The 21,182-nt window shown below is 74.1% G+C and carries 18 protein-coding genes; 9 read left to right on the top strand and 9 right to left on the bottom strand.

All coding sequences use genetic code 11. The annotated features are described in order from the left end of the window. Window position 1: 1 nt before the first annotated feature. On the bottom strand, window positions 2-1,486 hold the full coding sequence (locus KZX45_RS06875) for a potassium transporter TrkG (protein ID WP_308221712.1): 1,485 nt from the start codon (window positions 1,484-1,486) through the stop codon (window positions 2-4). Window positions 1,487-1,670: 184 nt separating this feature from the next. Here KZX45_RS06875 and KZX45_RS06870 point away from each other — a divergent pair, with 184 nt between their 5' ends. After that, a complete protein-coding gene (locus tag KZX45_RS06870; protein ID WP_248256982.1) occupies window positions 1,671-2,804 on the top strand; it encodes an ATP-binding protein in 1,134 nt (377 codons plus the stop codon). Next, window positions 2,801-3,475 (top strand): response regulator, encoded by a 675-nt coding sequence (locus tag KZX45_RS06865; protein ID WP_248256981.1) that lies wholly within the window; start codon window positions 2,801-2,803, stop codon window positions 3,473-3,475. Before KZX45_RS06870 ends, KZX45_RS06865 begins: the two co-directional genes overlap by 4 nt. 13 nt (window positions 3,476-3,488) lie before the next feature. Here KZX45_RS06865 and hrpA read toward each other — a convergent pair whose 3' ends face one another. Both hrpA and KZX45_RS06855 read right to left on the bottom strand, forming a co-directional pair. Beyond that, entirely contained in the window at window positions 3,489-8,162 is a 4,674-nt protein-coding gene (gene hrpA / locus KZX45_RS06860; protein WP_248256980.1) for an ATP-dependent RNA helicase HrpA, read from the bottom strand. 237 nt (window positions 8,163-8,399) lie between these two features. Further along, window positions 8,400-9,377: a GlxA family transcriptional regulator gene (locus tag KZX45_RS06855; RefSeq protein WP_248256979.1), complete on the bottom strand. Its 978-nt coding sequence runs from the start codon at window positions 9,375-9,377 to the stop codon at window positions 8,400-8,402. 93 nt (window positions 9,378-9,470) lie between these two features. Here KZX45_RS06855 and KZX45_RS06850 point away from each other — a divergent pair, with 93 nt between their 5' ends. The 7 genes from KZX45_RS06850 to KZX45_RS06820 all read left to right on the top strand — a co-directional run bounded on the left by KZX45_RS06850 (window position 9,471) and on the right by KZX45_RS06820 (window position 15,318). Continuing rightward, on the top strand, window positions 9,471-9,680 hold the full coding sequence (locus KZX45_RS06850) for a hypothetical protein (RefSeq protein WP_248256978.1): 210 nt from the start codon (window positions 9,471-9,473) through the stop codon (window positions 9,678-9,680). 92 nt (window positions 9,681-9,772) lie between these two features. Next, entirely contained in the window at window positions 9,773-10,027 is a 255-nt protein-coding gene (locus KZX45_RS06845) for a hypothetical protein (RefSeq protein WP_248256977.1), read from the top strand. A gap of 321 nt (window positions 10,028-10,348) precedes the next feature. Beyond that, on the top strand, window positions 10,349-11,554 hold the full coding sequence (locus tag KZX45_RS06840; protein ID WP_248256976.1) for a Bcr/CflA family efflux MFS transporter: 1,206 nt from the start codon (window positions 10,349-10,351) through the stop codon (window positions 11,552-11,554). A 108-nt stretch (window positions 11,555-11,662) separates the two neighbouring features. Then, entirely contained in the window at window positions 11,663-12,337 is a 675-nt protein-coding gene (locus KZX45_RS06835; RefSeq protein WP_248256975.1) for an alpha/beta hydrolase, read from the top strand. Window positions 12,338-12,387: 50 nt separating this feature from the next. Next, window positions 12,388-12,909: an ASCH domain-containing protein gene (locus tag KZX45_RS06830; protein WP_248256974.1), complete on the top strand. Its 522-nt coding sequence runs from the start codon at window positions 12,388-12,390 to the stop codon at window positions 12,907-12,909. Window positions 12,910-12,972: 63 nt separating this feature from the next. After that, window positions 12,973-14,031 (top strand): endonuclease/exonuclease/phosphatase family protein, encoded by a 1,059-nt coding sequence (locus KZX45_RS06825; protein ID WP_248256973.1) that lies wholly within the window; start codon window positions 12,973-12,975, stop codon window positions 14,029-14,031. Between the two features lie 114 nt (window positions 14,032-14,145). Next, window positions 14,146-15,318, top strand: coding sequence for a GNAT family N-acetyltransferase (locus tag KZX45_RS06820; protein ID WP_248256972.1), 1,173 nt, complete (start codon window positions 14,146-14,148; stop codon window positions 15,316-15,318). 92 nt (window positions 15,319-15,410) lie between these two features. Here KZX45_RS06820 and KZX45_RS06815 read toward each other — a convergent pair whose 3' ends face one another. The 6 genes from KZX45_RS06815 to KZX45_RS06790 form a co-directional block, all read right to left on the bottom strand. After that, window positions 15,411-16,184, bottom strand: a complete 774-nt coding sequence (locus KZX45_RS06815; protein ID WP_248256971.1) for a S9 family peptidase — start codon at window positions 16,182-16,184, stop codon at window positions 15,411-15,413. Window positions 16,185-16,283: 99 nt separating this feature from the next. Beyond that, window positions 16,284-16,850 carry a hypothetical protein gene (locus KZX45_RS06810; protein WP_248256970.1) on the bottom strand — a complete coding sequence of 189 codons (567 nt, stop codon included), beginning with the start codon at window positions 16,848-16,850 and terminating at the stop codon, window positions 16,284-16,286. Window positions 16,851-17,015: 165 nt separating this feature from the next. Further along, a complete protein-coding gene (locus tag KZX45_RS06805; RefSeq protein WP_248256969.1) occupies window positions 17,016-17,849 on the bottom strand; it encodes an alpha/beta fold hydrolase in 834 nt (277 codons plus the stop codon). A 9-nt stretch (window positions 17,850-17,858) separates the two neighbouring features. Next, window positions 17,859-18,083, bottom strand: coding sequence for a PLDc N-terminal domain-containing protein (locus tag KZX45_RS06800; protein WP_248256968.1), 225 nt, complete (start codon window positions 18,081-18,083; stop codon window positions 17,859-17,861). Window positions 18,084-18,192: 109 nt separating this feature from the next. Next, complete coding sequence (locus KZX45_RS06795; RefSeq protein WP_248256967.1) at window positions 18,193-19,407, bottom strand: acetyl-CoA C-acetyltransferase; 1,215 nt, start codon at window positions 19,405-19,407, stop codon at window positions 18,193-18,195. A gap of 46 nt (window positions 19,408-19,453) precedes the next feature. Then, complete coding sequence (locus tag KZX45_RS06790; RefSeq protein ID WP_248256966.1) at window positions 19,454-21,121, bottom strand: tannase/feruloyl esterase family alpha/beta hydrolase; 1,668 nt, start codon at window positions 21,119-21,121, stop codon at window positions 19,454-19,456. Window positions 21,122-21,182 lie beyond the last annotated feature (61 nt).

Here is a 21,182-nt window from a genome sequence, read left to right as displayed (position 1 = left end):
GTCAGCCGATGGTGGTGGTCGTCTCGGGGTAGCGGAACGCCTGCTCCCTGGTGCGCATGGCGAGGGCGGTGCCCAGCGTGATGGGCCCGAGGCGGCCGATGAACATCAGGGCGGTCAGCAGGAACTGGTACGGGACCGCGAGGTCGGCGGTGATGCCGGTGGACAGGCCGACGGTGGCGAACGCGGAGACGACCTCGAAGAGGATCTGGTCGAGGGTGAACGGTGACGTCATCGCGATGGTGATGGTCGAGGCCACGACGAGGGCGACGCTGAGGAGCGCGACCGTGAGGGCCTGGCGCAGCGTCACCGAGGAGATGCGCCACCGGTAGGCGGAGACGTCGCGGTTCCCGCGCAGCTCGGACCAGATCGCGAAGGCCAGGACGGTGAAGGTGGTGACCTTGATGCCTCCGGCCGTGCCGGCGCTGCCGCCGCCGATGAACATGAGCACGTCCATGCCGAGCCAGGTGCCGGTGTTCATCTCGGCGATGTCCACCGTGTTGAACCCGGCGGTGCGGGCGGTGGCGGACTGGAAGAGGGCCGCGAGGAGCTTGGCCGGCGGGCTGAGGGGGCCCAGCGTCCCGCCGTTGCCCCACTCCGCGACCAGCACGAACAGCGCGCCCACCGGGAGCAGGACCGCGGTCATGAGGAGGGTGATCTTGGTCTGGAGGCTCCAGCGGGCGGGCTTGCGGTGCTGGCGGTAGAGCTCGAGGAGCACGGGGAACCCGAGGCCGCCGACGATGAGGGCGGCCGCGACGGGCAGGCTGATCCACGGATCGGCGGCGTAGCCCATGAGACTGTCGCCGAAGAGGGCGAAGCCGGCGTTGTTGAACGCCGAGACGGCGTGGAAGACGCCGAGCCACGCGGCGTCGCCGAGGGGGACGTCGTACCCCAGGGACCACCGGAGGGTGAGGAGGAGGGCGGTCGTCGCCTCGACGATCAATGTGGTGCGCAGCACGCCGAGGAGCACGGAGGTGACGTCGCCCAGGCTCACCGTCCGGGTGGCGGTGGCCGCGACGAACTTGCTCTGCAGGTCCAGGCGCCGGGAGAGCATCAGGCCCAGGACGGAGGCCATCGTCATCACCCCGAAGCCGCCGATCTGGATGAGGACGAGGATGACGACCTGGCCGAAGGTGCTCCAGTAGGTGGGCGTGTCCACGACCACGAGGCCGGTCACGCAGATCGCTGACACGGCCGTGAAGAAGGCCTCGACGAAGCTGGCGTGATCCCCGGTCGCGGCCGCGACCGGTAGCAGGAGGAGCGCCGTGCCCACCGCGATGGCGAGCACGAAGCCCAGGATGACCACCTGGACGGGGCGGCGTCGGTTGATCTCTCGCCGACGTCGCTGGTTCGTCGGGTCGGGCCGGCCGGGGCGGCCGCTGACGAGCCGACCGAGAAGGTGCGCGCGGCCGACGACCGCTCGCTCCGGCGTCGCGCTCGGCCGTGCCGCCGGGTGGAGCGGGGCCTGTGCCCTGTGGGTGTCGGTCACCAGTGCTCGCGCTCTCCGGTCGTCTCGTCCCGCCGTGCCTGCGGCCGCTGGGGCCGAACGGGACGGGCCATTCGAGCATAGGAAGAACGGGTCGGCCCGACGCCGCCGGAATGCCTTCGGGACCGTCAGGATTTCGTTAAAACCTCGGCGTCCAGGCCGGGTGAGGCTGTGCCAGGCTGGACGCGTGTCCGAACCCGCTCCCGTCGCCGCACGGTCTCGCTGGCGGCTCCCCAGCGGCTCCGGGGTCTCCCCGGCCCGGCGGCTCATCGCCGCCGTGCTCGTGGTCGCGGGTCTGCCGCTGCTCACCGTGGCGCTCGTCGCCGCGCGGGGCGAGCTCGCGCTGGGCAGCCTGCTCCTGCTGTACCTGCTCGCCGTCGTGGTGGTCGCGGCCGTCGGCGGGCTGACGCCCGGGCTGCTCGCGGCGGCGATCTCGTTCGGGCTGGCCAACTGGTTCCTCACCCCGCCCTACCACACGCTCGTCGTGGCGGAGCGGGACAGCGTGGTCGAGCTCGTCGTCTTCGTCGTGGCGGCGGTCATCGTGAGCGCGACGGTCGAGCTGGCCGCGAGGGACCGCGTCACCTACCAGGAGCGCCTGGCGGCGCAGGCCGCCCAGACGCGGGAGCTGGCCGCCGCGGACCGCGTGCGGACCGCGCTCATCGCCGCCGTCGGGCACGACCTGCGCACGCCGCTGGCCAGCGCCAAGGCCGCGGTGAGCACGCTCCGGCAGGACGACGTCGAGTGGCGCGAGGACCAGCGCGCCGAGCTGCTGGCCACCATCGAGGAGTCCACCGACCGCCTGAGCCGGGTGATCACGAACCTGCTGGACATGAGCCGGTTGCAGTCCGACGCGCTGACGGTCCGGCCGGGGCCCGTCGGGCTCGTCGAGGTCGTCTCCCGGGCGCTGCTGTCCGAGCGTGCCAGGGCGGTGACCACGGACATCCCCGACGACTTCCCGCCGGCGTGGGCGGACGCCGGCCTCCTCGAGCGCGTGGTCGACAACCTTGTCGAGAACGCGCTGCGGTTCAGCCCCACCGGGGTGGAGATCACCGCCGAGCTCGACGGCGGCGCGGGCGGCGGCCGGGGCGAGCGGATCTGCCTCCGGGTCGTGGACCACGGGCCGGGGGTGCCGCCCGAGCGCTGGGACCGGATGTTCGTGCCCTTCCAGCGGCTCGACGACCGTGGTCAGGGGTCGAACGTCGGCCTCGGGCTCGCCATCGCGCAGGGCTTCACCCAGGCGATGGGCGGCTCGCTCACCCCCTCGGTCACGCCCGGCGGCGGTCTGACGATGACGGTGGACCTCGAGGTGGCGGACCGGTGACCCGCCTGCTCCTGGTGGAGGACGACGCCGCCCTCGTCCGCACCCTCTCCATCAGCCTCGAGGCCCGGGGGTTCGAGGTGGAGGCGACCGGGCAGGGGAACCGGGCGACGGCGCTGGCCCGCGCGCACCCCCCGGAGGTGGCGATCATCGACCTGGGCCTTCCCGACACCGACGGCATCAACGTCGTGCGGGCGCTGCGGACCTGGTCGGACCTGCCGATCCTCATCCTGTCGGCCCGGGAGGCGCAGGAGGAGAAGGTGGCCGCGCTGGACGCCGGCGCGGACGACTACGTCACCAAACCCTTCGGCATGGACGAGCTCCTCGCCCGTCTGCGTGCCGCGCTGCGGCGCACGACGCCGGAACCGGCGCCCGCCGTCGTCCGGGCCGGCCAGCTCACCATCGACGTCGCGACGCGGCGGGTCGAGCGTGCGGGCGGCACGGTGCACCTGACACCCACCGAGTGGAACCTCCTCGAGGTGCTGGTCAGGGCGACCGGCGCCCTGGTGACCCACCGCGACCTCCTCCAGGCAGTCTGGGGCCCGCAGTACGCGGACGAGACCAACTACCTGCGCGTCTACATGGCGCAGCTGAGACGCAAGCTCGAGGAGCACCCCTCCGCGCCGCGGCACCTGATCACCGAGCCCGGGGTGGGCTACCGCTTCGAGCCCTGACCGCGCGGTCCGGCTACACCTGGGCGAGCGCCTTGCGGATCCGCTTCTCCGAGACCTTGACCGGGGTGCCGAGCTGCTGGGCGAAGAGGCTGACGCGCAGCTCCTCGATCAGCCAGCGCACCTCCTCGAGGGTGGCGTCCCGGGCCGGGTCGGGGGCGAGCCGGTCCGAGGCGTCGACGGCGGCCTCGTAGGCGTCCTCGAGCTCCCCCACCGTCCACGCGAGGTTCGCGTCCTGGTGCACGTTCTGCTGCGCGCGCTCGATCCGCCGCTGGGCGGCCCGGAGGTAGCGCGGCAGGTGCACGAGCCGCTCGGGCGGGGTGGCCGAGACGAAGCCCGGCCGCACCAGCCTGGCCACCTGGTCGCGCACGTCGGTGAGCGTGTTGAGCAGGAACATCGACGTGGCGCCCTTGATGGTGGCCTCGAGCTCGCGGTGCGCGTCGAGCGCCGCGACGACCTGCCGGATCACCTGGTGCACGTGCTCCTCGAGGAGGGTGCGCACGTGGGCGACCAGCTCGGCGTAGGCGGCCGCGTCCCGGACCTGGCGCCCGCCGTGGGCGGCGGTCCAGCCGTCCACGAGCGCGCCCACGGCGGCGAGCTGGACGTCCGCGACCAGGGCGTCGGTGCTCGGGTACGGGCTGGCCGCGAGGGTGAGGGCCTCCCTGCCGGTCCACCGGGTGGTGATCCGCTGGGGGTTCAGGGCGGTCTCGCCGAGCACGAGTCGGCGCAGGCCGAGGCGGTGGGCGCGCACCTGCTCGGTGGCGTCGGCGAGGACGCGCAGCGCCACGGTCGGGGCGCTGCCGGAACCCCCGCCCATCGTGCCGCTCCTGCTGCCGCCGTTCTTCCTTCCACCGGCCTTCGCCGCCGCGCCGCCCCCGCCGGAAGTCACCTCGACCAGCGCCGGGTACCCGCGGACCACGAGCCCGTGGGGGCCGGTCGACTCCACCTGCTTCGGGATCACCCCGCCCGGCACGTCGGGCCAGGTGGTGAGGTTCTCCTGCTCGGGCAGCAGGGCGGACGCGCCGGCGCCGGTGGCCCCGCCGTCGGGCGCTGATCCAGCCACGAGGCCGCTGGTGCCGCCGCTGCTGCCGCCGTGACCGCCGTCGCCCGAGGCCCCGGCGGGAAACTCCGTGGCGCGACCCGAGCGCGCCGCGGCCTCCTCCATCGCGATCCGCACGGCGCCGCGCACGGCCGAGCTGACGGCGTGCTGGGTCTGCGGCGCCAGCTCGCGCTGCAGCGCCACGAGGCTCTTGCCCTCGGAGAGCACCGCGCCGCGCTCGGAGAGCACCCGGAACGTCACGCGCAGGTGGTCGGGGAGCCTCTCCTCGTCCCAGGCGTCGGCCGGGATCTCCACGTCGCGCAGCGTGCGCACCGCCGTCGCGAAGGCCTCGTGGTACGACGGCGCGCCCGGCGGGGCCGGGGCGACCTCCGACCACACCGGCAGCAGCCCGACCACCTGCGCCGCCACGTCGGGCGCCGGCACCAGCTGGACACGGGTCTTCTTGGGCAGCGCGCGGATCGTCGCGGTGGCGAGCTCGAGAGCCAGGCCCGGCACCATCCAGTCGAAGCCGTCCGGGCGCAGCCGCCCCAGCACCTCGACCGGCACGTGCACGGTGACGCCGTCCGCGTGGCTGCCCGGCTCGAACTGGTAGGTCAGCGGCAGGGTGAGGTCGCCCTGGCGCCACGTGTCCGGGAAGTCCGCCCCGGAGACCGCGCCGGCGTCCGGCACCAGCAGGTCCATCGTGAACGTGAGCAGGTCCGGGTCCTCGCGGCGAGCCTTCTTCCACCACGAGTCGAAGTGCCGGGCCGAGACGACGTGGTCGGGGATCCGCTCGTCGTAGAAGTCGAACAGCCCGTCCTCGTCGAGGACGAGCCCGCGGCGGCGCGCCCGGTTCTCGTACTCCCCGGCCTCCGCCAGGAGCTCGCGGTTGCGAGCGTAGAACTCGTGGTGGGTGCGCCACTCGCCGCCCACCAGGGCGTGGCGGATGAACATCTCGCGCGCGAGCTCGCGCGCCGTGACGTCCCCGAGCGGGAGGTCGCCGAGCCGGCCGAGGAGGACGTTGCGGTCGGCGACCAGGGTCATGCCGTACAGCAGGACCTTCTCCTTGACCATGGCCGCACCCTGCTTGGTCGACCAGTACGGCTCGGAGTAGGACCGCTTGACCAGGTGCGCCGCCAGCGGCTCGACCCACTCGGGCTGGATGCGCGCCACCGTGCGCGCGAACAGCCGCGAGGTCTCCACCAGCTCGGCGGCCATGACCCAGGCGGGCGTCTTCTTCGCCAGGCCGGAGCCGGGCCAGACCACGAACCGTGTGCCGCGCGCGCCGGCGTACTCCCGGCGCCGCTCGTCGTAGGAGCCGAGGTTGGACAGCAGCCCGACCAGCAGGGACTGGTGCAGGGCGTCGGCGCTCACCGCGTCCGCGGACCGACCCACGGCCACCACCGCCCGGGCGGTGTCCGGCCGGCCGTCCTGCGTCTTCTCCGCCGTCGCCGCGATGTCGCCCTCGTGCGGCAGTGCGATCGGCTTCATCGTCAGTCCCAGCGGCTTCGCCAGCTGGCGCAGCTGGGCGACCACGTCCTGCCACTCCCGCACGCGCAGGTAGTTGAGGAACTCCGCCCGGCACAGGCGCCGGAACGCCGAGCCGGACAGGTCGCGCTGCTGGGTGCGCAGGTAGCGCCAGAGGTTGAGGTAGGCGAGGAAGTCCGACGTCGGGTCGGTGAAGCGGCGGTGCTTCTCGTCCGCGGCCTGCTGGTGCTCGGCCGGCCGCTCGCGCACGTCCTGCACGCTCAGCGCCGCGACGATGACCATGACCTCGGCGGCGCAGCCGTTGCGCTGCGCCTCCAGCAGCATCCGCCCCAGCCGCGGGTCGATGGGCAGCTGGGCGAGCTGGCGGCCGACGTCGGTGAGCCGCCTGCGCGGGTCGCTCGCCTCCGGGTCGAGGGCGCCGATCTCGTGGAGCAGCTGCACGCCGTCGCGCACGGCCCGCGTGTCCGGCGGGTCGACGAACGGGAACCGGGCGATGTCGCCGAGGTTCAGGGCGGCCATCTGGAGGATGACGGAGGCCAGGGAGGTGCGGAGGATCTCCGGCTCGGTGAACTCGGGCCGCGAGGCGTAGTCGGCCTCGGAGTACAGGCGGATGGCGATGCCGTCGGCCACGCGCCCGCAGCGGCCCGAGCGCTGGTTGGCGCTGGCCTGCGAGATCGGCTCGATGGGCAGGCGCTGGACCTTCGTGCGGTTGGAGTAGCGGGAGATGCGGGCGGTGCCCGGGTCGATGACGTACCGGATCCCGGGCACGGTCAGCGAGGTCTCCGCGACGTTCGTGGCCAGCACGATGCGGCGGGTGGTGTGGTGCTCGAAGACGCGGTGCTGCTCCGCCGAGGACAGCCGCGCGTACAGCGGCACGATCTCCACGGCGTCGAGCGTGTGCCCGGACCCCCGGGCGGTGCCCGGCGCGAGGTAGCGCGGGCCGAGGTGCTCGGCGAGCGCGACGTGGGTGTCGCGGATCTCCCGCTCGCCGGAGAGGAACACGAGGATGTCGCCCGGTCCCTCGGCCATCAGCTCGTCGGCCGCCATCGTGATGCCGGTGACCTGGTCGATCGGCTCCGCGCGCGGCCCGGGCCGCCCACCCTTCCCGACGGCGGAGCCGGGCTCCTCGCCGTCGTCCTCCTCATCGGTGTCGGGCACCAGGGGGCGGTAGCGGACCTCGACCGGGTACGTGCGTCCCGAGACCTCCACCACGGGAGCCGGGCGCAGCAGCTCGCCGTCCGTCCGGCCGCCCTCGCGGACGCCGAAGTGGGCGGCGAACCGCTCCGAGTCGATGGTGGCGGAGGTGATGATGAGCTTGAGGTCCGGGCGCCTCGGGAGCAGCTGGGCGAGGTAGCCCAGCAGGAAGTCGATGTTCAGGCTCCGCTCGTGGGCCTCGTCCACGATGATCGTGTCGTAGCGGCGCAGCAGCGGGTCGCGCTGGACCTCGGCGAGCAGGATGCCGTCGGTCATCAGCTTGACCAGCGTGGTCGCGGAGACCTGGTCGGTGAAGCGCACCTGGTACCCGACCGCGCCGCCCAGGTCCACCCCGAGCTCCTCGGCGATGCGCTCGGCGACCGTGCGAGCCGCGATCCGTCGCGGCTGGGTGTGCCCGATCAGCCCGGTGATCCCGCGGCCGAGCTCGAGGCAGATCTTGGGGATCTGGGTGGTCTTGCCGGACCCGGTCTCGCCCGCGACGATCACGACCTGGTGGTCGCGGATGGCGGCCGCGATCTCCTCCCGGCGTGCCGAGACGGGCAGCTGCTCGGGGTACGTGATGCGGGGGAGCGCGGCGCGGCGGGTCTCGAGCTGCGCTGCGGTGAAGGGGCGGAAGCCGCCCCTCCCACGCCGCTCGCCCTCACTGCGATCCCCGTTCGGCCGCTCGCCGTCGCGCGGTCCGCCCTCACGAAGCTCGCGGGCAGGCGGCTGGTCCGTGCGCCGCTCGGGCTCACCCTCCGGGCGACGTCGACCGCCACGGCGTCCACCACGCCGGCGACCGCCGCTCGTACGGGCTCCCTCGTCGGTTCGCGGGGCATCGCCCGTCGGGCCTCGCCGACGGCGGCCGTCACCCTCCGTGCGCGTCCTGTCGTCGGTGCGTGCGTCACCGGTCGGTTGCCCCGACGGCGCAGCCTGCGTCGTCGTCACGTCGTCCCGGTCCTTGCTCACGATCCCCCATTGTCACCGATGTGCGCCGTCGGTTCTTCTGGTCCCTCTCGGAAGGGAGGGCTCACCCACGAAGAACGGCGTGCAGGACGCACGTCTGGCGGTTGTTCCTCCGTCCGCTCTGTGACGCAGCCGGCCTGTTCGTGCGGGATGGAAGTGGCACAGAGGCACCAGGAGTGGGGCCCAGGGACCGACGCCCGGTGACCTCGGGTCGACAGGTGGGCGCGGACACGGGTCGGGTCAGGCGCCGGCCTGGACCGTCTCGCGCCGGGGGCCGGTGCGGAAGCGGCGACGGTACTGCTGAGGGCTCAGGCCGCGCACGCGCCGAAGGTGGTGGCGCAGCGTGGCGGCGTTGAGGAAGCCGACGTCGGCGGCGATCTGGTCGACCGACCGGTCGGTCTGCTCGAGCAGCTGCTCGGCGCGGTGCACGCGCTGGGTGGTGATCCAGGCGTGCGGCGTCGTCCCGGTCTCGGCGCGGAAGCGGCGGGCGAACGTGCGCGGGGACATGGCGGAGCGCGCGGCCAGCTCCTCGACGGGCAGCTCCTCCTGGAGGTGCTCGACGATCCAGGTCAGGACCGGGCCGAGAGTCTCGCCGTCGCACTGGGGCACGGGGTTGTCGATGAACTGGGCCTGACCGCCCTCGCGCTGGGGTGGGACGACCATGCGGCGGGCCACCAGGCTGGCCGCGGCGGCGCCGAACTCCTCGCGCCACAGGTACAGGCTGGCGTCGATGCCGGCGGCGGTGCCCGCGCTGGTGAGGACCCGGTCGTCGTCGACGTAGAGGACCTCGGGCACCACCTCGGCGCGGGGGAAGCGGGCCGCGAGCTCGTCGGTCTGCATCCAGTGCGCCGTGCACCGCCGGCCGTCCAGAAGGCCCGCCTCGCCGAGCACGAACGCACCCGAGCACACGGACATGACGCGGGCGCCCCGCTCGTGCGACTCGCGCAGGGCGTCCAGCACCTCGGACGGCACGGGGGCGTGGCGCGGCACTGCCGGGACGACGACGAGGTCGGCCGACCGCACGCGCTCCAGGCCGTGGTGCACCTGCAGCTCGAAGCCCATCGACGTGCGGACCTGCCCAGGCTCGGGAGTGACGACGGCGAGGTCGAACGTCGGCAGACCCATGTCGGTGCGGTCCACGCCCCACGCCTCGCAGACGACGCCCAGCTCGAACGGCGAGACGCCGTCGTAGACGATCACCACCACGTCGCTGATCACGGATCCATCCTCGCACAACATTGGCAGAAAATCGATGGGAACCGGCATTCCTGCCACTGGTGGCAGGCGATCGCCGATAGCAGGATTCCTGCCATGGAACTCGCACACATGGTCTGGGTCCTGCTGGTGCTCGCCTACGCCGGGTACGCAGTCAGCGTCGCCGGCGCACGGCGCGCCGACGACCGCTCCGCCGACACCGCCCCGTCCTCGACGCCGCGCCTCCGCGGTGCCGGCCCGGCCGACGTCGGCGCGCCCGGCGACGACCGGTTCGAGGACGCCGCCACGCTCCGGCGGGCCGCCTGACGACCTCACGGTACCGGCGGCCTCACCGCGCCTGACGGCCTCACAGAACTCCCGATCTGCACGACGACGTCACGAACGAAGGAGAGATCCCCATGGAGCCCTACGTCGGGCACCCGCACGAGGTGATCGGCCGCATCCGTCTGGACGAGGCCCTCGCCAACGCCGAGCTGGCGCGCCTGCTGCGTGAGCAGCCGGACCGCATAGTCCGGCGGCCGAGCCTGCGCGCCCGCCTTGCCGGGCACCTGCGCGCCCGGTCCGCGGGCGTCGAGGCCGCCCGCGCGCGGGTCGCCGCGGCGTCCGCACGTGCCTCGGCCGGGCAGGCGTCCCTCGGTGTGCTCGACCGCTGAGGCGACCGGCGCGAGCCCTGCCCGGGGGACCAGCGCCAACGAGGTCGAGGTTCTGGTTCCCAGAGTCGCTCTCGCTGACCAGAACCTCGATCTCGTTGCAGCGCGGCGGACGGCGGCTCGCGTCCCAGCGGGTCGGCTGGCTCGCGCCGCAGCGGTGCAGGCGGCCGATCGCGTTGCGCCCGCCCGGGCGGCCGATGGCGTTGCGCCCGCCCGGGCGGCCGATCGCGTTGCGTCGGCCCGGGCGGCCGGGCGGCGGAGCCGCGTCCGGGCGGCCAGGGTCAGGCACCCTCGATGAACCTGACCGCCCCGTACGCTGCTGCGATGACCGGCGAGGCGCGGCGCACCAGCGGACCGCTGGTCGTGCTGCTCGGCGCCCTCACCGCCCTCGGTCCGCTGACCATCAACCTGTACCTGCCCGCCTTCCCCGTCATCTCTCGCGAGTTCGGCGCCAGCCAGGGGCAGGTCCAGCTGACGATGACCGCGGCGCTCGTCGGCATCGCCATCGGCCAGCTCGTCCTCGGTTCCCTCTCCGACGCCGCAGGACGACGGGCGCCGCTCATGGTCGCCTACGGCGGCTACGCCCTCGTCTCCCTGGGCATCGCCGCCGCCGGGGACGTGACCCTCCTCCTGGCCCTGCGGCTGCTCCAGGGCCTGCTCGGCTCGGCCGGGATGGTCATCGCGCTCGCGGTCGTGCGCGACACCTCCGAGGGGATCGCCGTCGGGCGCACGATCTCCCGGCTGATGCTCGTCGTCGGCGTGGCGCCCGTCCTCGCGCCGGCGCTCGGCTCCCAGCTGCTGCTCGTCGGGTCCTGGCGGCTGCTGTTCGTGGTGCTGGCCGCGCTCGCGGCGGTGCTCGTCGTGCTCGTGGCGCTCGTCCTGCCGGAGTCGCTGCCGGCCGAGCTGCGGCGCCGCGGCGGCACCCGCTCGGCCGCCCGGAGCTACCGGACGCTGCTCGCCGACCGCACCTTCCTCGGGCTCGTCCTGGTCGCCGGCCTGGCGATGGCGGGCCAGTTCACCTACGTCACCGCCTCGGCGTTCGTCTTCCAGGAGACCTACGGCCTCAGCGCCCAGCAGTTCGGGGTGCTGTTCGGGGTCTGCGCGGTGACCGTGACGCTCGGCACCCAGGTCACCGGGTTCCTGCTCGGACGAGCCCGGGGGACGCGCATCGCGGGCGCCGCGCTCGCCGTGGCCCTGGGCGGCGCGGTGGGCATCGTCGCCGTCGCCCTCACGGTCGGCACCGGCCCCGGGAGGCTGTGGGCGCTGCTGGTGGTGCTGCTGCCGACGATCGGCGCGATCGGCATGCTGATCCCCGCCATCCCGGGCATCGCACTGGCGCGTCAGACTCACGACGCCGGGAGCGCCGCCGCCCTCATCGGCGCCTCCCAGTTCGGCATGGCCGCCCTCGGCGCGCCGCTGTCTGGCGTGCTGGGCGGATCGGTCCTCGCCATGGGCGGCGTGATGGTCGTCGCGTTCGTCCTCGCGGGCGCGACGCTGCTCGCCGTCGCCCACCGGGAGCGGGAGCTGTAGCCGGGAACGCCGCCGGTGACGGCGGAATATCTGCGCGGTCGGGAATGGTTGACCTGCCCGGCAGCGACCGTGCCGAGCCGTTCCCGAGCAACCAGGAGATCCCCGCGCATGTCCCTCACGATCGACCACGACGCCGTCCGGTGGTCCGCCCCGGCCGGCAGCCGGGCCGGGCGCCCGCTCCTCGTCCTCCTCCACGGCTACGGCTCCGACGAGCGCGACCTGTTCGGCCTCGTGCCGCACCTGCCGGACGACGCCGTCGTCGCCTCGCTGCGCGCCCCGGGCTCCAACCGCTCCGGGTACGAGTGGTTCCCCCTCGACGGCGAGCTCGCCGGGGAGCTCGGCCACCGTCAGACGCCCACCACCGACCGGCTCCGCGAGGAGGGCACGAACGCCGCGGCCGCCGCCGTGCGGGAGTGGCTGGCCGGGCTCGACGAGGCCCCGTCCGCCGTCGGGCTTCTCGGGTTCTCCCAGGGCGGCGCGGTCGCTCTCCAGGTCCTGCGGCAGGACCCCGACGCCGCCCACCACGTCGTCATCCTCTCCGGCTTCCTCGCGCCCGGCGACCTGCCCGGCGACGAGGTCCTGGCCGCTCGCCGTCCGCCCGTGCTCTACGCACGCGGGGCCGCCGACCCGGTCATCGCACCGTTCCTCGTCGCCCGCTCCGACGAGTGGCTGCCCGAGCACACGGACCTCACATCTCACGTCTACCCCGGGCTCGGCCACGGGATCTCCATGGACACCCTCCGGGACGTCCGGGCCTTCCTCGAGGCGCGGTACGCCGGCTGACCCGGGGCGCCCCGGCCCCGGACGGGGGCCGCGCCTGGGACACTGCAGCCATGGAGACCACCGCGCCGAGCGACGACGCCCTCGAGCTGTTCTGGGCGGAGGCCCGGAAGGTCGCCGGGCTCACCCGGCTCGCCTCCGTCATCGGGGTCGGTGCCACGGAGTCGCTCACCCCGCCGGCGTGGTCCTTCGGCGACAGCGCCGAGATGGCCGACGAGCTGCTCGGCCTGGTCCTGGCCGGGAGGAAGACGGCGACCTCCAGCGCCCGCTGGGAGTGGGAGGCCGACGGCGAGCCCCTGCCCGAGCCCGGTGACCTCGCGATCGTCTGCGACGGCTCCGGAGAGCCGCGGGCGCTCGTGCGCACCGTCGCCGTCGACGTCGTGCCCTTCGACAAGGTGCCCGCCGAGCACGCCGCCGCCGAAGGGGAGGGCGACGGGTCGCTCGCGGCGTGGCGGCGCGACCACGACGCCTACTTCACCGCGGCCCTCGCCCGCGTGGGCCGCACCTTCGCCCCCGACATGCCCGTGGTGCTCGAGCGCTTCGAGCTCCTCCACCCGCGGCCGCGGCGGCGGTAGCCGGGTGCCCCGCCGGCGCCCGTTCGTCCCGGAGCCGACGCGCCTCGATGCTTCAATGACCGCGTGCGCGTGATCGGGTGGGTCCTCGTCCTGGTGCTGGGCGCGGCCGCGGTGCTCACGCTCAACCCCGAGTGGCTCGCCCGCGTGAATCCCGACTGGGCCGGGCTCACCACGACGTACCCCCTCGCGCAGCTGTTCGCACTACGGGCCCTGCTCGCGGTCGCTTTCGCCGTCGTCGCGGCTGTCGTGCTGGTGGTCGGCGCGGTCCGACGCAGGTGGTTCCACGGCGGGACCCGGACCCTGCTGCTGGGGGTCGTGCTCGCCGTCGTCGCCGGGGCGCACGGCTGGGTGCTGGTGGATCGCGGCCTGTCCAACCCCGCCGAGCTCGCCGCGGACCGCGGCCTGCGCCCCGCCGACCCGGGCGACGGCACCCTCACCCTCGTCGCCTACAACACCCGGGAGGGGCGCACCGGCGCGGGCGACCTGGCCACGACGGCGGAGGACACCGGTGCGGACGTCCTCGTGCTGAGCGAGACCTCGGCCGAGCTCGCCCAGGACGTCGCGTCCCGGCTAGCGGGCGAGGACGAGACGTTCCAGGTGTTCATGGCCACCGGCGGGCCGGAGGGCATCGGGGACACCGGCTCCACCGCGCTGCTCGTCTCGACCACGCTCGGCGAGTACGTGCAGGTCACGGGCCCCGCCACCGAGCGCGGAGCCGTGCGCGCTGAGCCGGCGTCCGGCGTCGGGCCGGTGCTGGTGGGCGTCCACGCCATGCCGCCCCTGCGGGACACCCACGCCCAGTGGCTGGTCGACATCGAGGCCGTCATGGAGCTGTGCGGCAGCCGCGGGCCCGACGGGATGATCCTGGCGGGCGACCTCAACACCACCCTGGACCACGGGCCGATGCAGGACCTGGGGCGCTGCGCCGACGGCGCGGTGGAGGCCGGCGTCGGCGGCCTGGCCACCTGGCCGGCGCAGCTGCCCGCCCTCCTCGGCACGGCCATCGACCACGTCCTCGTCGACGCCGAGCGGTACGAGGTGACCGCCGGCCGGATCGTCGACCGCGGCGACAGCGACCACCGCGGGCTGGTGGTCCGGCTGCGGCCGGTCGGCCCCTCCTGAGACGTCACGCGGCGGGCCGGGGGCGGGAATCTCCCTGACCCGTGACGCGGCCCGGGCCCCCGGGTGGCGGGAAAAACGTGGTGCGGGCCGCCGCGGCGGTGCGATCCTCGCCGCATGGAAGAGGTCCGGATCGTCGAGGTGCCGAGGCCGCCGGCCGCCGACGCGCCGCCGTCGCCCGCCGTCCTGGCGTGGCACGAGATCTTCGCGGAGGCCATGCTCGACCCCCTCGGCCACGACGACTTCGCCGACCCGCCGGCCACCCTCGTCGCCGACCTCGCCGAGCAGCGGCACGCGACGAAGACGCTCCTCGTCGCCGTCCGGGACGACGCCGGAGCCGCCTCGCGGCCGGACGTCCGCCACGTCCTCGGCTACGCCTGGCTCGCGCTCCCACGCACCGACAACCGCCACCTCGCCGAGGTGGAGGTCGTCGTCCGGCCGTCCGCCCGGCGCCAGGGCGTCGGCACCGCCCTGTGGCGTTCCGCTGAGGAGCGCCTCCGCGCCGCCGGCCGGAGCGCCGTGACCACCTGGACCTCGCACGCGGCCGAGGCGGCCGAGGGCGAGCAGGCGGTGGTGGCGCCCACCGGCGTCGGCCGCATCCCCGCCCGCGACGCCGCCGCCCGCTTCGCCCGCTCGCACGGCTTCACCCTCGAGCAGGGCGAGCGGCAGTCCACGCTGCACCTGCCCGTGGACCCGGCCGCGGTGGCCGCCTGGCGGGCCGACGCGCAGGCCGCCGCCGGCCCCGACTACCGGGTCGTGCAGTGGTGCGACCGCACCCCGGAGCGCTGGCTGGACGCCCTCGCCGAGCTGCAGCGCCGGATGAGCGTCGACGTGCCTCTGGGGGGCCTCGACTTCCGGGAGGAGGTCTGGGACGCGCAGCGGGTCCGGGACGCGGACGAGGACCTCGCGCGCGAGGGGCGCCGCTACGTGCTCAGCGCCGTCGAGCACGTGCCGGACGGCGAGCTCGTGGCGTTCACCCAGATGGTGCTGCCGCAGGGCCGCCGCGACGTCGTCTTCCAGCACAACACGCTCGTCCACGGCGAGCACCGCGGACGGCGGCTCGGCCTGCTCGTCAAGGCCGCGAACCTGCAGCTGCTCGTCGGGGTCCAGCCCGAGGCGCGCCGGATCCACACCTGGAACGCCGGGGAGAACCACCACATGCTGGCCATCAACGAGCGCATGGGGTTCGTCCGCGCCAGCGTGGAGGGGGCCTGGCAGCGCCGGTACGACGACGGGGCCGCCGGGCCGGGGGCGGTCGCCGCGGGGCAGGGGGCCGTGGCGACCGTCTGAGGTCGGCGCCGGCGGTTGTGCCGGTGCCGGGACCGAGACGGTGCCGGGACCGAGACGGTGCCGGGACCGAGACGGTGCCCCTGGGCCCGTGCTCAGCGGCTGTAGGCGGTCAGGTGCTGGTCGACCCAGGCCAGCGCCAGCTCGGCGACGGCGTCGATGCGCGACCTCATCCCGTGCCCGGCGCCGTCGATGACCTCCAGGCGCGAACCCGGGGGCAGGAGCGGCAGGCCCTCGCGGCTGAGGTCGACCAGCTCGGTGGCCTCCTCGTCCTCGCTCCCGTGGACGAGGAGCACCGGCACCCGGACCGCGCCGAGGAGCTCGGCCTGGTTGATCAGGGAGTAGTCGGCGAGCGTCTGCCTCGAGATGACGGAGAACTGCCGGGCCGCGGCCTCGTTGTCGTCCGGGATGAGGGTGAAGCCGCGCACCTCCAGATCGTCGAGCTGGCCCGCGGAGAAGATCTCCTCCCACGGGTAGGACATCGGCCCGGTGAGCGGCCCGGTCAGCACCATCGTGACGACGTCGGCCGGCTGGGCGCGCAGCGCGGCGAGGGTGCCGAAGGAGTGCGCGTGGATCACCTGGACGGGGTAGCCCTGCTCCGTCAGCCAGGCCGACGCCGAGCGCAGGTCCTCGACCTCGCCCGCGACCGTGACGACGTCGTCCCCGCTCGCGCCGCAGCCCGAGAAGTCGATCTGCAGGGTCGCGTGCCCGGCGGTCCGGTAGGCGGAGGCGAGGATGTCGAAGCGCAGCGAGGAGTGGCGGTCGGAGAGGAAGCCGTGCGCGAAGAGCACCGCCGTCGTCCCGGCGCCGGGTTCGAAGGTTCCCGCGAGGGTGACCCCACGGGGCGTGGTGATCTCGACCTCGGCCATGCCTCTACCGTAAAGCGTTGGTATGGACTTGGTGCGGAAGCGGTTCTGGAATCTCGGGATGCGGGCATCGTTTCCACGTGAGGGCGCCGCGGTCGCGGCTCAGCCGTTGACGATGGCGGCCAGCGCGGCCAGGGCGTCGCGCCAGAACTTCTTCGTCTCTCCGACCGCCTCGGCGTCGGGCAGGCGGACGTGCTGGGCGGAGAGGCGGACCTTCGGCCGCCCGTCCCGCCCGGGCGGCAGCTCGTCGACCACGAGGCTGATCCGTGAGCCGTCGGCGGCCGTCAGGCGCAGCGACCGCGGCTCCGTGCCGCCCACCATCTCCCAGTCGACGTCGAGCCAGTCCCGCCGCAGCTCGTCGTCGGCCAGGTGCGGCCAGAGCGCCCCGCGCGTGGTGTAGAGCGTCTTGGTGGCGCCCGCCTCCCAGGAGCCGTCGCTGCGCTGGCCCGGCGCGCGCAGCCCGCGGGACTGCTCGTAGCCGACCGTGACGCTCTGCGCCCACCAGCCGTCGACGTCGTGCTCCCCGCCCAGCCACCGGGCGATGCGGGTGTGGTCCCACTCCTGCGCCCCTGCGTCGTCGAGCAGCGCGTACCACTCCACGCGGGAGCGTCCGGTCGCGTCCCGGAGCCGCTCGTCGCCGACCTGCTCGGCGTTGCTGCGCGTGACCATGACACGGAGGGTACGCGCGGGCGGGCCCCTCCGGGAGCGGGCGGGCGGTCCTTCCCCGGCCGGTCGCGTCCGCCCGTCAGCGGGCCGCGGCTGCGACCCCGTGGGCCGGCGCATGCTTTCCCCCGGCAGGCCGCGTCCGCCCGTCAGCCGGCGGCGTCCGCCCCGTCAGGCGGCTGCACCATCGCCCGTGGCGGTCACCTGGTCGAGGATCGCGCCGGCGATCTCGTCCGGCTCGGTCTCGGGCAGCCAGTGCCCGGCCGTGAGCTCCACGAACCGGTAGGAGGCGTCGACGTGGTCGCCGGTCCGGCGGGCCGCCCCGCGCCGGAGGGCCGGGTCGGCCGAGCCCCACAGGTACGTCGTGGGCACCGCGACGTCCCCCGGCGGGCGCAGGTGGGTCAGCGGCAGCGCGCGGTACCAGTTCAGGGCCGCGCGCAGCGCACCGGGCTCCCGCATCCGGCCGGCGTAGTGCTCCGCCCACGCGGCGGGCAGGCCGGACGCGGTCAGCAACGTCACCAGCCGCCGCGAGAGCAGCGCCTCGGGCAGTCGCGGGAGCTGGAACAGGCCGAGGTACCAGGTGCGCACCGCCTGGGCGGGGTTCGCCATCGCCCGGGCCAGCGCGCGGGGGTGCGGGGTCGAGACGGCCGTGAGGGAGGCGACCCGCTCCGGGTGGAGGGCCGCCGCCGCCCAGGCGACGCCCCCGCCCCAGTCGTGCCCGACCACGTGCGCCCGGTCCACGCCGGAGGCGTCGAGCACGGCCAGCGCGTCGTCGACCAGCCACTCCAGCCGGTACGCCGCGCGCTCGAGCGGGCGGGCCCCGGGGGAGTAGCCGCGCTGGTCCGGCGCGAGCGTGCGCAGGCCCTCGGCGTGCAGGGCAGGCACCACCGCCCCCCAGCACGATCCGTCCTGCGGGAAGCCGTGCAGCAGCAGCACGGTCCCGCCGTCCACCGGGCCCTCGTCGCGGACGTCCAGGACGAGGCGGCCGCGCCGGACCTGTCGCACCCGCACGGTCTAGGTCCGGACGCGCCCGCGGGCGAAGTACACGAGGGGCCCGACGAAGTTGACCGCGATGATCGCGGCCCAGGCGATCTTCGACCCCCTCACCAGCTCGGCCGGGCGCCGCGCAAGGTCGGTCCAGGCCGCGATCGCCAGGGCCGCCTCGACGGCGCCCAGCAGCCCCACCGCCCGGCGCTGCGCGGGGGTCAGGTCCTTCCAGCCCTTCTTCTTCCCGGTCATCGGCCGTCCCCTCTCCTGTGGTCCACGTGCCCTGACAAGCATCGCGCCGACGCCGGGACCGCACAGGGGAACGGAGGGCGGCATCGCAGCCGGCGCGCCGGGCGTCGTCCTACAGCCGTTCCAGGACCAGCGCCATGCCCTGTCCACCGCCGACGCACATCGTGAGGAGCCCGAGCTGCTTGTCGTGGCGCTCGAGCGAGTTGATCAGCGTGGTCGTCATCCGCGCCCCGGTCATCCCGAACGGGTGACCGAGAGCGATCGCTCCCCCGTTGACGTTGAGACGGTCCTCGTCGACGCCGAGCTCGCGGGCGGAGGCGATGACCTGCGCCGCGAAGGCCTCGTTGATCTCAACCAGGTCGATGTCCCGCATCGTGAGGCCGGCCTGCCGCAGCGCGCGCCGGCTGGCTTCCACGGGGCCCAGCCCCATGATCTCCGGGGAGAGCGCGGACACCCCCGTGCTGACGATGCGGGCGAGCGGCGTGAGTCGGAGCTCTGAAGCCTTCGTGTCGGACATGATCAGCACGGCCGCCGCGCCGTCGTTGAGCGGGCAACTGTTCCCCGCCGTCACGGTGCCTCCGGGCCGGAACACGGGCGGGAGCGCGGACACGGCCTCGATCGTCACGCCGGCCCGGGGGCTGTCGTCGGTCTCGACCACCGTTTCGTCAGGCAGGGTCACCGGAGTGATCTCGCGAGCCCAGAAGCCGTCGGCGCCGGCCGCCTCCGCGCGGTGCTGACTCCGCACCGCGTAGGCGTCCTGGTCGGCCCGGCTGACGTCCCTGAACCGGGCCACGTTCTCCGCGGTCTGGCCCATCGAGATGTAGATGTCGGGCAGCCACCCCTCCTCCCGCGGCTCCGACCAGTCCTGCCCTCCGGCGGCGATCCGCTCCGTCCGGGCCCGGGCAGCGGCGAAGGCAGGGTTCTCCAGTGCCTCGGGGCCAGCCGCCGCCACTCGGCCGTAGCGGCTCACCGCCTCGACGCCCACCGAGAGGAAAGCGTCGCCCTCGCCCGCCCGGACGGCGTGCATGGCCATGCGGGACGTCTGCACGCTGGAGGAGCAGAAGCGGTTCACCGTGGTGCCCGGCACGTCGTCCAGGTCCGCCAGCACGGCGACCACGCGGGCCATGTTGAACCCCGCCTCCCCCTCGGGGCGGGCGCAGCCCAGAATCAGGTCGTCGATCGAGCGAGGGTCGAGCGCGGGGACCTTGGCCAGCAGGGCGCGCACCATCTGCGCGGCCAGGTCGTCGGGTCTCGCGTCCTTCAGAGATCCCTTGTGGGCGCGTCCGATGGGGGACCGGGCGGTGGCGACGACGACGGCGTCGGGCATGGGACTCTCCGGTCTTGGGGCTCTCGGGACGGCTCGCGAGGGGTCATCAGCTGGTGGAGCACGTGAAGCTGGTGGCGAGGTCGACGTCGCCACCCACGTACTTCGGCCAGGAAGGGAACTCGCACAGCGGGCGGGTGCGGCCGCCCACCACGCCGACGTTGTCCGTCACGACCTGGCCGGTCGGTTCGTCGCCGCGCTCGACCCAGCCCTCGAGCGCGGTCAGGGAGTCCCACTCGGCGTTGAACTGGGTGCTCAGCGCGTGACCGTAGCCGGGGATCTCGTAGTAGCGGAGGAAGTCGTGCACGGCCTCGGCGCCCATCTCGTCCTCGAGCCGCTGCACGTACTGCTGGGTCGCCCGGTTGCTCACCAGCGCGTCGTGGGCGCCGTGCGCCATCACGATCTTGCCGCCCCGGTCGGCGAAGGCGGACAGGTCGGTCTCGTTCGCGTCCTGGACGCCGGTCAGCTCCACGATCCGCGACTGCCAGATCCCCGGACGCCGCGGGTCCAGGCTCAGGGAGTTGAACGCCGGGTCACGGGTGACGAAGTGCCTGGCCCACTCGTCCCAGAAGGTCGCGGCGTAGGGAGGATTGTCGAACACCGCGTTGACCGGAGGCATCGGGTGGCTGGGCTGCTTGGTGCCCCAGGCCAGATCGAGAACGATCGGCTGCAGCGGGTGCGGTGACGGGACCCCGAAGTCGGTGCCCCACGTGGTGAAACCGGGGTAGCCCCGCTCCCCGCTGGCCAGCCGGTACGGCAGCGTCAGCGGGCTGTCCATCGCCTCGAACGTGGCGATCTGCTGGTCGGACAGGCAGTGGTCGCCGGTGTCCTTGCCACCCGGGCAGCGCAACCTCTCGTCACCCACCCGCGCCTTCATCGGGTCGAACTCGTCGTCACAGGCGGTGAGGTTGCTGATCAGACCGTCCTTCACGCCGTCGAGGCCGTCGCAGGTCTGCAGCGAGGCGGCGAGCAGCGCGCCACGCTTCTGGCGGTTCGGGTAGGCGCCGGGCTCAGCCAGCTGCCGGGTCATCTGGCCCGCCTTGAGGTTGAGCGAGGCAGCGTTCCAGGCCGGGAACAGCACGATCGCCCCCTCGAAGTCCTCGGGCCAGGCGCTGACGGCGAGCAGTGCCTCACGCCCACCGGTCGACCCCCCGGCGAAGTAGGTGAGCTCGGGTTCCGTCCCGTAGTGCGCCCGTATGACCTGCATCGCCGTGTCGTGCGTCTTCTTCAGGGCATCCCCGGCGAAGTTGCGCAGGGCCTCGTCGTTGCGGGCGAACGAACCGTCCCGGCTGCCCGCGGTGCCCGCCTGGTGGCCCGAGTCGCTGGCGAAGGTCGCGTAGCCCCTGGACAGGGGCGTCGCACCGGCGGTCGGCCCGGCCACGACCTGCCCGTCGGTCCGCGGGATTGTGCCGTTGTAGCCCCCGCCCCCGAGCATCATCGCCTTGCCGACCCACGTGACGGGCAGGTCGATCTGGAACCTGATGTCCGGGGCCGTCGGGTCGACCGGTGCGATGGTCCCCGTGGCACGGCAGTAGGGCCCTCCGGTGCCGGCCAGCGGTATGGCGGAGGTGACGACCGCGCCGTTGGTCGGCGGCTCGATCTGCTCGGCGGGCACGCGGTAGCCGGCGAGCTCTGCACAGCTCAGTGCCACCGAGGCGCCCTCGGTGTCGCTGGTCGAGCCGGCTGCGACGACCGCCGGCGCCAGCGTGGTGATCAACGTCGCCGACGCTAGGACGGCTAGGGCTCGCGCCACTGATCTGGACACCGTGTCCTCCTGG

It is taken from the genome of Georgenia sp. EYE_87 (assembly GCF_023148685.1).
GTDB lineage: Bacteria > Actinomycetota > Actinomycetes > Actinomycetales > Actinomycetaceae > Georgenia.
The sequence above is the reverse complement of the archived record's forward strand: the minus strand, read 5'-3'. Positions and strand labels throughout refer to the sequence as shown.